This is a genomic window from Pseudomonas sp. LH1G9 (genome assembly GCF_002949975.1).
Lineage (GTDB): Bacteria > Pseudomonadota > Gammaproteobacteria > Pseudomonadales > Pseudomonadaceae > Aquipseudomonas > Aquipseudomonas veronii.
On record NZ_CP026880.1, the window covers coordinates 850,001 to 862,897 of the forward strand.

The 12,897-nt window shown below is 62.9% G+C and carries 13 protein-coding genes, 2 rRNA genes and 1 riboswitch (1 of these 16 running past the window's edge); of the genes, 7 read left to right on the forward strand and 8 right to left on the reverse strand.

The features are described 5' to 3' along the window. The 3 genes from C5F70_RS03975 to C5F70_RS03985 all read left to right on the forward strand — a co-directional run. Window positions 1–281: ribosomal RNA gene (locus C5F70_RS03975) — 23S ribosomal RNA — on the forward strand (it extends 2,610 nt beyond the left edge of the window). A gap of 157 nt (window positions 282–438) precedes the next feature. After that, window positions 439–554: ribosomal RNA gene (gene rrf / locus C5F70_RS03980) — 5S ribosomal RNA — on the forward strand. Between the two features lie 193 nt (window positions 555–747). Then, entirely contained in the window at window positions 748–981 is a 234-nt protein-coding gene (locus C5F70_RS03985; RefSeq protein ID WP_017847731.1) for a hypothetical protein, read from the forward strand. Between the two features lie 54 nt (window positions 982–1,035). Here the strand turns inward: C5F70_RS03985 and chrA are convergent, their stop codons facing one another. Further along, complete coding sequence (gene chrA / locus C5F70_RS03990) at window positions 1,036–2,244, reverse strand: chromate efflux transporter (protein ID WP_104902747.1); 1,209 nt, start codon at window positions 2,242–2,244, stop codon at window positions 1,036–1,038. Window positions 2,245–2,398: 154 nt separating this feature from the next. Between chrA and C5F70_RS03995 the strand changes: the two genes are divergently transcribed. Beyond that, window positions 2,399–2,959, forward strand: coding sequence for a nucleotidyltransferase family protein (locus C5F70_RS03995; RefSeq protein WP_017847729.1), 561 nt, complete (start codon window positions 2,399–2,401; stop codon window positions 2,957–2,959). A gap of 93 nt (window positions 2,960–3,052) precedes the next feature. Here the strand turns inward: C5F70_RS03995 and C5F70_RS04000 are convergent, their stop codons facing one another. The 4 genes from C5F70_RS04000 to C5F70_RS04015 all read right to left on the reverse strand — a co-directional run bounded on the left by C5F70_RS04000 (window position 3,053) and on the right by C5F70_RS04015 (window position 7,104). Further along, window positions 3,053–3,820, reverse strand: a complete 768-nt coding sequence (locus C5F70_RS04000; protein WP_017847728.1) for an ABC transporter ATP-binding protein — start codon at window positions 3,818–3,820, stop codon at window positions 3,053–3,055. Next, window positions 3,817–4,821: an iron ABC transporter permease gene (locus C5F70_RS04005; protein ID WP_046382622.1), complete on the reverse strand. Its 1,005-nt coding sequence runs from the start codon at window positions 4,819–4,821 to the stop codon at window positions 3,817–3,819. Before C5F70_RS04005 ends, C5F70_RS04000 begins: the two co-directional genes overlap by 4 nt. Continuing rightward, on the reverse strand, window positions 4,818–5,828 hold the full coding sequence (locus tag C5F70_RS04010) for an ABC transporter substrate-binding protein (RefSeq protein ID WP_102618876.1): 1,011 nt from the start codon (window positions 5,826–5,828) through the stop codon (window positions 4,818–4,820). The genes C5F70_RS04005 and C5F70_RS04010 overlap by 4 nt, the downstream gene beginning before the upstream one ends. 115 nt (window positions 5,829–5,943) lie before the next feature. Then, a riboswitch (cobalamin riboswitch) is annotated at window positions 5,944–6,139 on the reverse strand. A gap of 35 nt (window positions 6,140–6,174) precedes the next feature. Then, complete coding sequence (locus C5F70_RS04015) at window positions 6,175–7,104, reverse strand: DNA/RNA non-specific endonuclease (protein ID WP_102618875.1); 930 nt, start codon at window positions 7,102–7,104, stop codon at window positions 6,175–6,177. 134 nt (window positions 7,105–7,238) lie between these two features. Between C5F70_RS04015 and C5F70_RS04020 the strand changes: the two genes are divergently transcribed. Beyond that, complete coding sequence (locus C5F70_RS04020; RefSeq protein ID WP_057005690.1) at window positions 7,239–8,300, forward strand: M4 family metallopeptidase; 1,062 nt, start codon at window positions 7,239–7,241, stop codon at window positions 8,298–8,300. 28 nt (window positions 8,301–8,328) lie between these two features. Beyond that, on the forward strand, window positions 8,329–8,634 hold the full coding sequence (locus tag C5F70_RS04025; protein ID WP_017847723.1) for a protealysin inhibitor emfourin: 306 nt from the start codon (window positions 8,329–8,331) through the stop codon (window positions 8,632–8,634). A 55-nt stretch (window positions 8,635–8,689) separates the two neighbouring features. Here C5F70_RS04025 and C5F70_RS04030 read toward each other — a convergent pair whose 3' ends face one another. After that, complete coding sequence (locus C5F70_RS04030) at window positions 8,690–10,081, reverse strand: aldehyde dehydrogenase family protein (RefSeq protein WP_104902748.1); 1,392 nt, start codon at window positions 10,079–10,081, stop codon at window positions 8,690–8,692. Window positions 10,082–10,184: 103 nt separating this feature from the next. On the opposite strand from C5F70_RS04030, the gene C5F70_RS04035 reads away from it, so the two are divergent. Then, entirely contained in the window at window positions 10,185–11,057 is an 873-nt protein-coding gene (locus C5F70_RS04035) for a LysR family transcriptional regulator (RefSeq protein ID WP_046382626.1), read from the forward strand. Window positions 11,058–11,164: 107 nt separating this feature from the next. Here C5F70_RS04035 and C5F70_RS04040 read toward each other — a convergent pair whose 3' ends face one another. Next, window positions 11,165–11,374: a hypothetical protein gene (locus C5F70_RS04040; protein WP_017847720.1), complete on the reverse strand. Its 210-nt coding sequence runs from the start codon at window positions 11,372–11,374 to the stop codon at window positions 11,165–11,167. A gap of 111 nt (window positions 11,375–11,485) precedes the next feature. Next, window positions 11,486–12,682 carry an amino acid aminotransferase gene (locus tag C5F70_RS04045; protein ID WP_017847719.1) on the reverse strand — a complete coding sequence of 399 codons (1,197 nt, stop codon included), beginning with the start codon at window positions 12,680–12,682 and terminating at the stop codon, window positions 11,486–11,488. Window positions 12,683–12,897: the final 215 nt, after the last annotated feature.

The following is a 12,897-nucleotide window of genomic DNA, read 5'->3' on the forward strand; positions in this document are numbered from 1 at the left end:
GACGTTTGAGATTTGAGAGGGGCTGCTCCTAGTACGAGAGGACCGGAGTGGACGAACCTCTGGTGTTCCGGTTGTCACGCCAGTGGCATTGCCGGGTAGCTATGTTCGGAATAGATAACCGCTGAAAGCATCTAAGCGGGAAACTAGCCTCAAGATGAGATCTCACTGGGACCTTGAGTCCCCTGAAGGGCCGTCGAAGACTACGACGTTGATAGGTTGGGTGTGTAAGCGCTGTGAGGCGTTGAGCTAACCAATACTAATTGCCCGTGAGGCTTGACCATATAACACCCAAGCAATTTGACTACTCGAAAGAGCATCAGATTGCGGTGTGTGAAGACGAAACGAACCGAAAGTTCGACGCTTACAAAACACCGAAAGCTATCACATACCCAATTTGCTGAAGCGAGGCCAGCTGGCCACGACTCAGTACCCGAATTTCTTGACGACCATAGAGCATTGGAACCACCTGATCCCATCCCGAACTCAGCAGTGAAACGATGCATCGCCGATGGTAGTGTGGGGTTTCCCCATGTGAGAGTAGGTCATCGTCAAGATTAAATTCCAGAACCCCTGTTTGCTCGCGCAGACAGGGGTTTTGTTTTGGGCGGTCGGAAAGGGTCACTGAATCTGTAGACACTCGATGTCCGGTTTTGGGCCGAAAGCAGCCCCTTTCTCGACAAACAGGTCTACCATGCCAGCCCGGCAGTGGTCCACGCGCTACCGTCCATTTTTCATAAAGGCATCGCAATGACCATCGACCAAATCTCCCTTCCCAAAGGTGTCGGCCCTCACGCCTCTAAACTCCTCGACGCCATCACCGGTGCCTCCACCCACGAAGAACTCAACCGTGCCGGCGGCAAAGCCGAAGGTTTTGTCTTGGGCCTTGAGTCCACCAAAGCCATCAAGAGCCAAATCGCCGAGTCGTTGTATGTGGCTTACGACGACGCGGCGAGCAATCGCGCGAGTGAGTTGAAGGGCTAGTCGTCAGCCGCCGAGGTCTTCGGACAGGTCAAGCAGCAAGGCGCGGTGGACGCGTTACAGGGCAAGACTCAATAACCATCCGAGCGCGCCGCTTCCGACAACCACCAGCCACGGTGGCAGCTTCCACACCATCAACGCCACCAGGCCGATCAGGGCCAGGCCAAAATCCCGTGCGCTGAAGATCGCACTGGTCCATACCGGCTGGTACAGCGCCGCCAGCAACAGCCCCACCACCGCTGCGTTCACGCCCGCAAGGGCGGCCTGGGTGCGCGGGCTGCGGCGCAGGCTTTCCCAGAAGGGCAGTGCGCCGAGCACCAGTAAAAACGACGGGGCGAAGATGGCCAGCAGGCAGAGCAGGCCACCGAGCCAGCCGCTCGGGGCCTGGCTCATCGACGCGCCGAGGAACGCGGCGAAGGTGAACAAGGGGCCGGGCATGGCCTGGGCGGCGCCGTAGCCGGCGAGGAAGACATCGTTGCTCACCCAGCCGGTGGGCACGACTTCGGCCTGCAGCAGCGGCAGCACCACGTGGCCGCCGCCGAACACCAGCGAGCCGCTGCGGTAGAACGCGTCGGTCATCGCCAGGCTCTGATTGGGGATCAGTTGGGCCAGGATCGGCAGGCCGGCCAACACCAGCACAAACAGCGACAACCACATCGCCCCCACGCGGCGGCTGAGCGTCACGGGTAACGCATCGTGCGCGGCCGGTGGCGTGGGCTTGAACAGCAGCAGGCCCGCCAGCGCCGCCGCGCTGATCACGGCGACCTGGCCCCACGCCGAGGTTTGCAGCAGGGCCACGCACGCCGCGATCAGCATCACGCTGATGCGCGCGGCGTCGCTACACAGATTGCGCGCCATGCCCCACACGGCTTGGGCGACCACGGCGACGGCCACCACCTTAAGGCCATGCAGCGCACCCGGCGGGAGCGCCGTGCTGTGCTGGGCAATGCCCAAGGCGAACAGGATCAGCACCACGGCCGACGGCAGCGTAAACCCCAACCATGCCGCCAGCGCCCCACCGTAGCCAGCCCGCGACAGGCCCAGCGCGATACCTACCTGGCTGCTGGCCGGGCCGGGCAGGAATTGGCACAGCGCGACCAAATCCCCATAACTGCGCTCGCTCAGCCAGCGGCGCCGGGTGACGAACTCGTCGCGAAAGTAACCCAGGTGCGCGACGGGGCCGCCGAAGGAGGTGAGCCCCAAGCGCAGGAAAATCAGAAACACCGACCAGGAGCTGGCGGGGCGATCAGTCGGGGAATGGGCCAAGGTCGGCGTCTCGGTGAGGGCAATAGGGGAGCGGTGTGTCGAGGCACCTTAGCGAATTTTGATTACGTGAAGAAGAGGCCGTTACGTGAAAGCGTAACCTGCGTTGTTGTACTGTTGGCTCCCCAAGACAGGTGCCCACTACAAAGGATTGAACATGACATTGACCGTCGAAACCTTTCTCGAGTTGGCCATGGCCAACCCCATCAACGCCGAGATCACCGCGCGCCTGCCGGCCCTTGGTGTGAACCAGTGCATGCTGACCGCGGGCTGTCTGTTCCAGGCTGTTTGGAATCATCAGTCGAATCTGCCTGCTGACCAGGGAGTGAAGGACTACGACGTTTTTTACTTCGACCCGGACCTTTCCTGGGAGGCCGAAGACGCAGTCATTCGCGCTGCACAGCGGCTGTTCGAGGATTTGGAGGTAGAAATTGAAGTGAAGAATCAGGCGCGCGTTCACCTTTGGTATGGCCAGCGGTTTGGCCGACCGTATCCGCAGCTGCACTCCGCGCGCGCCGGGATTGATCGTTACCTGGTGGCCGGGACGTGCATCGGGCTGGATGTGGCGACGGGCGAGGTGTATGCGCCTTTTGGTTTGACTGATATGGAGCAGGGCCTGCTCAGGATCAACCCGATCAATCCTGAGCCGGAGTTGTTTGTGCAGAAGGCGCGCAGCTATCAGGCGCGGTGGCCTTGGCTGAGGATTGTCGAGGATTAGCCCAGCGCGCGCGGCAGTTCGGCATGTGCTGCGCGCTGATCCTATCGCCGCCTCGCCGGGCTCGACAGCGCCGACATTTGAACGGTGTTGCCGTTAAGCGCGCAGTCGCAGAATCTGCGCCCCGTCAAACGGGTCCGTCAGGTAGTGCGCCTGCACTCCGAAGGTGTCCTGCAGCCGCTGCGGCGTCAGCACGTCCTGCGGCTTGCCCAGCGCCACCAAACGCCCGCGGTCCAGCACGGCCAGGCGATCACAGGTCAGTGCCTGATTGAGATCGTGCAGGGCGATCAAGGTCGTCACGGGTAACGCCTGCACGCCCTTGAGAATCGACAGTTGATGCTGGATATCCAGGTGGTTGGTCGGCTCATCCAACACCAGAATCTGTGGCCGTTGCGCCAGGGCGCGGGCGATGTGTACGCGTTGGCGCTCACCGCCGGAGAGGCTGCGCCAGGCGCGGTTGCTCAAGTGCATGGCGTCCACGTCGTGCAGCGCCTGGCGCACGATGCGATCGTCTGCCTCGGACCACGGGCTCAGCGCTGACAGCCACGGGGTGCGGCCCAATGCGACAGCGTCGAACACCCGAATGGCGTCGTCGGTGTCGGCCTGTTGTTCCACCACGGCCAGGCGTTGTGCGACGGTGCGGCGGGGCAGCTCGCCCAGGCGCTCGCCACCCAGGCGTACTTCGCCATGAGCGGGGGTACGCAACCCGGCCAACAGTTTGAGCAAGGTGGATTTACCCGAGCCGTTCGGGCCGACGATCCCGAGGGTTTCGCCGAGCGTCACCTCCAGGTGGATATCCCGCAGCAACTCGGCTTCCCGCACCTTGAAGCCCAGCCCGCTGCAGCTCAATACCGGCGCACTCATCGAGGGTTTCTCCGGCCGATCAGAATCAGTGCAAACACCGGCGCGCCGACCAGCGCAGTGACCACGCCGACCGGAATCACCTGGCCCTTGATCAAGGTGCGCGACAGCACATCCGCCGCGATCAGAAACAGCGCGCCACCCAATGCGCTGGCCGGCAACAGGCGCGAGTGCCCGGTGCCGAGCAGCAGGCGCGCGGCATGGGGAATCACCAGCCCGACAAAACCAATGGAGCCGACAATCGATACCATCACCGCCGTGACCAGCGCCGCGCAGCCCACCAGCACCCATTGCACGCGGCGCACCGGGATGCCGAGGGAGGCCGCCGAGTCGCGGCCGAAGGTGAACGCATCCAGCGCCCGACGATGCCACAGGCACACCGCCAACCCGGCGACCGCCACCGGCACCGCCAGCCACACCGACGGCCAACGCACGCCGCTGAGGTTGCCCAGCAGCCAGAACAGAATGCCGCGTGCCTGTTCGGAGCTGGCCGACTTGGTGATCAGGAACGCGGTGAGCGCATTGAACAGCTGCGAGCCGGCAATGCCTGCGAGGATGATCTGCCCGGTGCCGCTGGACGAACCGCTGGCCCGCGCGAGCAATACCACCAGCGCAAACGCCGCCATCGCCCCGCCGAACGCACCGACCGACAGCGAAACCAAGCCGCCGCCGACGCCCATCAGCACCACCAGGACTGCGCCGGTCGAAGCGCCGGCGCTGATGCCCAGCAGGTAAGGATCGGCCAGGGGGTTGCGCAACAACGACTGCAAAATCACCCCGCAGGTGGCCAGCCCGGCCCCGCATGCGGCGGCGACCAGGGCGCGGGTCAGGCGGTAGTTCCACACCACGCCTTCATCGATCGGGTCCAGTACGTAGCCGGCCGCCCACAGTTTGTTGGCGAGTACCTGCAACACCACCTGCGGTGCGATGGCGGTTTCGCCGATGGCCACGCCGGCGAGCACGGCGATCAGTAGCAATGCCAGGGCGAGTAGGGTTCGTATCATTTCGGCAGGTCGTAGCCGTCGATGGCCGCAGCCAGTTGTTCAAGACCCTCGAAGGTCCGCACGCTGGCCTGCAGGGCCATGGCGTCGAGGATGATGATGCGGTTGTGTTTCACCGCGTCCATGTTGCGCGTCACCGGGTCGCTGCGCAGGAAGGCGAGCTTCTGTGCATGATCGTCGGCCGGGTAGCGGCGGCGGTCCATGCGGGCGATCACCAGCACGGTGGGGTTGGCCTTGGCGATGGTTTCCCAGCCGACGGCGGGCCATTCCTCATCGGACTGCACCACGTTGCGCAGGCCGAGCGTTTGCAGCATGAATTCGGGGACACCCTTGTGACCGGCCACATAGGGATCGCTGGCCATCTCGGCGCTGGAAAACCACACCAGCGCGCTGGCCTGCTTGAGCCCCTTGCCTTGCACGGTGGCGACGGACTTGGCCAGGCGCGCCTTGAGTTCATCGTTGAGTTGCTGGCCGCGATCCTGCACGTCGAAAATCTCCGCCAACTGGCGGATGCCCTTGTAGATCGTGTCGATGCGGAACGGCTCCAGCCGCGTGCCGTCGGCGCCCACCCGGTTGTTCTTGGCTTCGCAGTCGGAGGGCAGCAGGTAGGTGGGGATCTTCAACTCATGAAACTGCTCGCGGGTGCCCACCACGCCTTGCGGGCCGACCACCCATTCCAGCTCGGCCGCCACCAGTTGCGGGCGCTTGGCGATCACCGACTCGAAGCTCGGTTCGTTATTGGCCAGGCGTTCGATGCCGTCGTTCAGCGCCTTGAACTGTGGCAGCACGTTGTTGAACCACAGCGACGTGCCGACCACTCTATCGCCCACGCCGAGGGCATAGAGCATTTCGGTGGCAGCCTGGCCGATGGTCACGGCGCGGGCGGGCGCTTGCGCGAAGGTCAGGCTGCTGCCGCAGTTCTCCACTGTCAGCGGGTACTGAGTGGGGGCCGCTTGGGCCAGGGCACACAGGCCCAGGCCGGTGAGCAGGGCGGTAACGCGTGGCAGCATTGGGCAATCTCCTTGGAGCCGTACCTGGAACAGGGGGGGGGTACGGTTCGGAAACACGCCCTCGACCGCTGCGGGTGAGGCAGGCAAGGATGTCCTTCCCGGACACCCCGCCGGTTAGTGATTTTGCTGGGCCGGCAGGTCTCCTGACTGATGCGTCGTCGCCACGCTCCGGCCTTCCCGGACGGGGTCCAGTGGCAGTGGGGGAGCGGGCTCGGCATCTACAGTTGCGGGGGCAGTTCCGATTGGCGCGGTGTACCGCGCTTCGGATTCCCTATTAGTCCCGTTTGGGAACCGGCGCGGTATGGTAGTCGATCACGGCGGGGCGATATAGCCTTAGGTCGCCCGGTTACAGACGAATATCTTCAGGGCCCTGGATCAGCGCTTCAATTCGCGTCCCCGTGGCGCGCTCTTCATTGCTGAAACCATCGTAGTCGGCCAGGTTGGCGAAGCGGATACCGGTCAAGCGTTCGATCTGAATCACGCTGCGCTGGTAGGTTCTGAGCTGGCCGAACATGAGGTCGAGCTGACCCAGCTCGCGGTTTTGGTCGATCATGTAGGCGCTGGCGCAGGGCTTGCCGTCGTCGCTGAGGTAGGCGACCACTTTCCAGAACGCTTTGGGGATTTTAACGCCCCGGTAGACGCGGTCGTCGTCCGCCAACACCGGGCCGGTAAACACAGTGGCCCGGGCTTTCCAGCGTTGTGTGTTATCGAGAATGTAGTCCTCGAGTTCCAGCCAGGTCTTCTGGTTGAACCCGCTCATCTGCGGTGAGCAGTTGGTGAAGTGGAAGGTGTCGGCATTGGCGATGTTGGCCGCGTCACCCCAGTTGGGGTCCTGTCGGCGCACCAGATGACCGCGGTCCAGGCCATTGTCGGTGTAGAGCGCATCACCCACCTGTGCGCTGATGGGCAGGCGGCCGTCGTAGGCCCAGGCGTCGTTGCTGCGGATGATATCCACATGCTGTGCGCCATCGATATTGGCGCCCACGTAGAGTGCCAGTCGCCTCGAGCGCGACATGGTCACTGAGAAATGCGTGTAGTCCAGGCGCAGCGGCTGTACGTCAGCCAGCAGGGCTTCATCCACCGTGGGCCATGGCACCACGAAGCGGTCTAGAAACGCTTCAGCGTAGCCGCGCCGGTCCTGCAGGTCCTTGGCCGCAGTGACACGCGCAGTCGCCGCCCGGGCCTCCATGAGGCTCGGGCCGGCCGCGATCAACGGGCGCAGATCGGCGAGCCGGGGGCGGTGCGAAAGGTCGATTTTGGTGGCGCGTGGGGGCATTGTAAGTTCCTCGCAGTCCTCGGATTAACACTACTGCAGCATAGCTTCATGACAATTTGGCCCAAGCCGCCACGGCAGGACTATTCTTGAACGGTTATCCGGACGTTCACCTCACGCCAAAATGGAGCCAGCCAATGTGTGTTCGCCAGCATCGCAACCCGATTTTCTGCCTGATCCCGCCATACATGCTCGACCAGATCGCCCGCAACGGCGATAAAGCGCAACGGGAAGTCGCGTTACGCACACGCGCCAAAGACAGCACGTTCCGTTCGTTGCGCATGGTTGCCGTACCCGCCAAAGGGGCTGCCCACATGGCCCTGCCCATGGGCGCCGAAAAACGGCGTTCGATCTACAGCGCCGAGGGCGCCGATAGCCTGCCGGGCAAGTTGATCCGTGGCGAAGGGCAACCCGTCAGTGGTGATGTGGCGGTGGACGAGGCCTACGATGGGTTGGGCGCCACATTCGATTTTTTCGATCAGGTCTTCGACCGCAACTCCATAGACGACGCCGGTATGGCGCTGGACGCGACCGTTCATTTTGGCCAGAACTATAACAATGCATTCTGGAACTCGAGCCAGATGGTGTTTGGTGATGGCGATCAGCAACTATTCAACCGGTTCACGATAGCCCTTGATGTCATTGGCCATGAGTTGGCCCACGGTGTGACCGAAGATGAGGCCAAGCTGATGTATTTCAATCAATCCGGTGCGTTGAACGAGTCGCTGTCCGACGTGTTCGGCTCACTGATCAAGCAGTACGCGCTGCAGCAAACGGCGCAAGATGCGGATTGGTTGATCGGCAAAGGGTTGTTTACCAAGAAAATCAAAGGCACTGCGTTGCGCTCGATGAAAGCGCCGGGCACCGCGTTCGATGACAAGCTGCTGGGCAAGGACCCTCAGCCGGGGCATATGGACGATTTTGTGCAGACCTATGAGGACAACGGCGGGGTGCATATCAATTCCGGTATTCCCAACCATGCGTTCTATCAGGTAGCCACGAAGATCGGCGGGTTTGCCTGGGAGCGCGCAGGGCGTATCTGGTATGACGCGTTACGCGATGCGCGGTTGCGGCCGAACGCGGGGTTTCTGCGTTTCGCGCGCATCACCTACGACATTGCCGGTCGGCTGTACGGTGCTGGCAAGGCCGAGCACAAGGCGGTGAAGGAAGGCTGGAAAGCAGTGGGCATTAACGTCTGACAACCCGCCTGGGCGGTGAGGAACAGCCATGCAAATTTCGATCAAGGAAATTGGGGGACCCGCGTTTTTCCCGGGCCTGGCCCGACCGAACACCGTGGAACTGGAGACGCTGCCCGAGGCGGACCAGCAAGAGTTGCGGCAACTGATCGAGGCTTCACACTTCTTTCAGTTGCCGCAAAGCACCGCGCCGGAACCCGGTAATCCAGGCCAGGTGCATTACACCCTGACCGTGACCGAAGGTGAGCGCGAGCACACGGTGTGTGTGCTCGCGCCTGTGAAGTCAGAGGCGCTGGACGGGCTGGTGCAGTGCGTGCGCCGGCATATCCGCTGCTGAGCCTGCTGCGCAGCCCCGCGGGATCATGCTCCCTTGCCGCAGGGGTTGCGGTGGATTATTTGCGATCCAGCCACACCGTCTGCGCATTGCAGAATTCCCGCACGCCAAAGTGCGACAACTCTCGCCCAAAGCCGCTTTTCTTCACGCCACCAAACGCCACCCGAGGGTCGGACACGCTGAAGGCGTTGACGAAGATCCCGCCGGTTTCCAGCTGGTCGGCGATCTCGCGCGCTTTCGCCGAGTCGCGGGTGAAGATGCTCGCGGTCAGGCCGAACTCGCTGTCGTTGGCCAGGGCCACGGCGTGATCGGCGTCGCGGGCGCTGATGATGGAGGCGACGGGGCCGAACAGCTCTTGTTTGAACGAGGTCATCTGGTCGGTGACGTCGGCCAGTACGGTCGGTGCGTAGTAGTTGCCGGCGCCGGGCACTTTGTCGCCGCCCAGCAGCAGGGTCGCGCCTTCTGCCAGGGTCGCCTGGACCTGGCCGTGCAGTTCGTCGCGCAGGTCGAAGCGGGCCATCGGGCCGACGTAGGTGTGGGTCGAGGTCGGGTCGCCCATCACCAGTTGGCGGCTGGCTTCGACGAACTTGGCGGTGAAGGCGTCCACCACGCCGGCTTCGATGATCAGGCGCTTGGCTGCGGCGCAGACTTGGCCGCTGTTCTGGAAACGGCCGATCATCGCGGCCTGGACGGCAGCGTCGAGGTCGGCGTCGTTGAGCACGATGAACGGGTCGCAGCCGCCCAGTTCGAGCACGCATTTCTTCAGCGCGGCACCGGCCTGGGCGCCGATGGCCATACCGGCGCGCACGCTGCCGGTGAGGGTGACGGCGGCGATGCGTGGGTCGGCGATGGCTTTGGAAACGCCGTCCTGGGTCACGTTGAGCACTTCGAACAGGCCTTCGGCAAAGCCGGCTTTGTGGAACGCCGCTTTCATCAGGTAGGCGCTGCCCATCACGTTCGGTGCGTGTTTGAGCACGTAAGTGTTGCCGGCGAGCAGCGTCGGCACGGCGCCGCGCAGGACTTGCCAGACCGGGAAGTTCCACGGCATCACCGCGAGGATCGGGCCCAGCGGGCGGTATTCGATGTGCGCGCTGCCGTTGTCCACCAGCGTCGGTTCCGCGGCGAGCATGGCTGGACCGTGGGCGGCGTACCATTCGCTGAGTTGCGCACATTTCTCGATTTCGGCGCGGGCCTGGGTGATGGGTTTGCCCATTTCCAGGGTGATCATCTGCGCCATGGCTTCGGCTTGCTCACGCAGCACGCCGGCCAGGGCCTGCAACCGCTCTGCGCGCTGGCTGAGCGGCTGGCGGCGCCAGGTGCGGAAAGCGGCGGTCGCACGGTTGAGGGTGGCGTCCAGCTGGCTCTCGTTTTCATACGGGTAACTGCCGACCGTTTCGCCGGTGGCGGGGTTGATCGAGAGGGCGTGGGTCTGGTGAGCGATAGCGTTCATGGCACCGTCCTGCTGAAGGTTTGGATTGGAATCAGCGTAAGGGGCTATATCTTTTCTGGAAAGTGAATAATATTAAGCAATGCGTTCACGATTGGAGAATGATTTGGACCTGGTGCAGCTGGAAATCTTCAAGGCCGTTGCCGAGCAAGGCAGCATCAGCGCCGCCGCGCAGTTGATTCATCGGGTGCCGTCCAACCTGACCACACGCATCAAGCAACTGGAGCAGGATCTTGGCGTGGCGCTGTTTATCCGCGAGAAGAGCCGCCTGCGTCTGTCCCCGGCCGGGTGGAATTTCCTCGGCTATGCGCGGCGTATTCTCGACCTGGTACAAGAAGCCCGTGCGACGGTGGCGGGGGAGGAGCCCCAGGGCGCGTTTGCCCTCGGTTCGTTGGAAAGCACCGCAGCGGTGCGTATTCCCGCACTGCTGGCGGCATATAACCAGAAGCACGCCAAGGTCGAGCTGGACCTGAGTACCGGGCCCTCGGGCACGATGATCGAAGGCGTGTTGTCGGGGCGTCTGGCGGCGGCATTCGTCGATGGACCGGTGTTGCATGCCACCCTGGAGGGCCTGGCGGTGTTCGAGGAGGAGATGGTGGTGATTGCACCGCTGCATCACGCGCCGATCACCCGCGGGCAGGATGTGAACGGGGAAAGCATCTATACCTTTCGCTCCAACTGTTCGTACCGCCACCACTTCGAGCGCTGGTTCGCACAGGACGGCGCGGTGCCGGGGCGGATTTTCGAGATGGAGTCTTACCACGGCATGCTTGCCTGCGTCAGCGCCGGGGCCGGCCTGGCGCTGATGCCGCGCAGCATGTTGGAAAGCATGCCGGGGTTTACCACGGTGAGTGTGTGGCCGCTGACGGACAGTTTCCGCGTCTTGCACACTTGGTTGATCTGGCGCCGAGGCACGGTGTCACAGAGCCTGAACAGTTTCGTAAGGTTACTGGAGGAACGCGTCCTGGCAACCCCATAAAACCAATGTGGGAGGGGGCTTGCCCGCGAAAGCGCTGGGTCAGCCAATACACCCATCACTGATACCCCGCGATCGGGAGCAAGGCCCCTCCCACATTTCAATCTTCATCAGCCGCCGAATTGCAGGGTACCCATCGCCAATTTGGCCATTATCGCTGTCGCACCCAATTGCACCAGCCACAGGGCCAACCCGCCGAGGAATACGCCGAGGGCCACTTGCAAAACCAGGCTTTTCTGGCGCTTGGCTTGCGGCGCGCGCGGGGTGAAGTGGTCCAGTTCGTCGCGGTCGGCACGCAGGTCCAGGTCGTCGTTTCTCATAGGGCTCTCACAGCAAAGGGGCAGTCGGGGTTCAGTCTAGGGGAGCAGGGCGTTTTCTGACAGGCATTAAAAAGGGAAGCCGTAGCTTCCCTTCGTTCAGCGCCGCCAGGTTTATAGAACCTGAACAATCGCCTTCGTTACCGCACCAATGTTCGACTGGTTCAACGCGGCCACACAGATACGCCCGGTGTCCAGCGCGTAGATGCCAAACTCGGTGCGCAGACGGGTGACTTGCTCAACGGTGAGGCCGGAGTAGGAGAACATCCCACGCTGGCGACCGACGAAGCTGAAGTCGTGGCCCGGCGCAGCCTTGGCCAGTTCGGCGACCATCTGCTCGCGCATGCCACGGATGCGCAGGCGCATTTCCGCCAGCTCGGCTTCCCACTGGGCGCGCAGCTCAGGGTTGTTCAGCACTGCGGCCACGACCGCCGCGCCGTGGGTCGGCGGGTTGGAGTAGTTGGTGCGGATCACACGCTTGACCTGGGACAGGATGCGCGCGCTTTCTTCCTTGGATTCGCTGACGATCGACAGCGCGCCCACGCGTTCGCCGTACAGGGAGAACGACTTGGAGAACGAGCTCGATACAAAGAACGTCAGGCCCGATTCCGCGAACAGGCGCACTGCGGCGGCGTCTTCGTAAATGCCATCACCAAAACCCTGATAGGCCATGTCGAGGAACGGCACCAGGTTTTTCGCCTTGACCACGTCGAGCACTTGTTGCCAGTCGGCCGGGCTCAGGTCGACGCCGGTCGGGTTATGGCAGCAGGCGTGCAGCACCACGATCGATTGCGGCGGCAGGGCGTTGAGGTCGGCGAGCAGGCCAGCACGGTTCACGTCGTGGGTGGCGGCGTCGTAGTAGCGGTAGGTCTGCACCGGGAAGCCGGCTTTTTCGAACAGCGCCTGGTGGTTTTCCCAGCTTGGGTCGCTGATGGCAACCACGGCATTGGGCAGCAGTTGCTTGAGGAAGTCTGCACCGATCTTCAGCGCGCCGGTGCCGCCAACCGCTTGTGCGGTAATCACACGGCCAGCGCTCAGCAGCGGCGAGTCAGCGCCAAACAGCAGCTTTTGCACAGCCTGGTCGTAGGCCACGATCCCGTCGATCGGCAGGTAGCCACGGGCAGCGTGTTGCGCCACGCGAATGGCTTCCGCTTCGGCAACGGCACGCAAGAGTGGAATCTTCCCCTCCTCGTTGCAGTAAACGCCCACGCCAAGGTTGACCTTGGTGGTTCGTGTATCGGCGTTGAATGCTTCGTTGAGGCCCAGGATTGGATCGCGTGGTGCCATTTCGACAGCGGAGAACAGGCTCATTTTTGCGGCAGCTCTTTGGGGGAAAGGAGGGACGTGTCGCGCTCCAGCCGAATGCACTAGAGCGGTGCACAAACGGGGAGCTAGTATAGAGGCCATCACGGTCAAGGGCGACAACCGAAACGGCTTTTCGGCCAAGTTTTTCGGTTTATTTACCGACCGTCAGTCTTAATCCAACCTTGAGCGTAGACGGCAGGTCGGACGATTGCCTTGAAACC

Excerpts from the sequence above, each read along its gene's own strand:
- C5F70_RS04030 (WP_104902748.1), bottom strand. The coding sequence starts at position 10,081 with ATGAACGCTATCGCTCACCAGACCCACGCCCTCTCGATCAACCCCGCC.
- C5F70_RS04005 (WP_046382622.1), bottom strand. The coding sequence starts at position 4,821 with ATGATACGAACCCTACTCGCCCTGGCATTGCTACTGATCGCCGTGCTC.
- C5F70_RS04000 (WP_017847728.1), bottom strand. The coding sequence starts at position 3,820 with ATGAGTGCGCCGGTATTGAGCTGCAGCGGGCTGGGCTTCAAGGTGCGG.
- C5F70_RS04045 (WP_017847719.1), bottom strand. The coding sequence starts at position 12,682 with ATGAGCCTGTTCTCCGCTGTCGAAATGGCACCACGCGATCCAATCCTG.
- C5F70_RS04020 (WP_057005690.1), top strand. The coding sequence starts at position 7,239 with ATGTGTGTTCGCCAGCATCGCAACCCGATTTTCTGCCTGATCCCGCCA.
- C5F70_RS04015 (WP_102618875.1), bottom strand. The coding sequence starts at position 7,104 with ATGCCCCCACGCGCCACCAAAATCGACCTTTCGCACCGCCCCCGGCTC.
- C5F70_RS04040 (WP_017847720.1), bottom strand. The coding sequence starts at position 11,374 with ATGAGAAACGACGACCTGGACCTGCGTGCCGACCGCGACGAACTGGAC.
- C5F70_RS03985 (WP_017847731.1), top strand. The coding sequence starts at position 748 with ATGACCATCGACCAAATCTCCCTTCCCAAAGGTGTCGGCCCTCACGCC.
- C5F70_RS03995 (WP_017847729.1), top strand. The coding sequence starts at position 2,399 with ATGACATTGACCGTCGAAACCTTTCTCGAGTTGGCCATGGCCAACCCC.
- C5F70_RS04010 (WP_102618876.1), bottom strand. The coding sequence starts at position 5,828 with ATGCTGCCACGCGTTACCGCCCTGCTCACCGGCCTGGGCCTGTGTGCC.
- C5F70_RS04025 (WP_017847723.1), top strand. The coding sequence starts at position 8,329 with ATGCAAATTTCGATCAAGGAAATTGGGGGACCCGCGTTTTTCCCGGGC.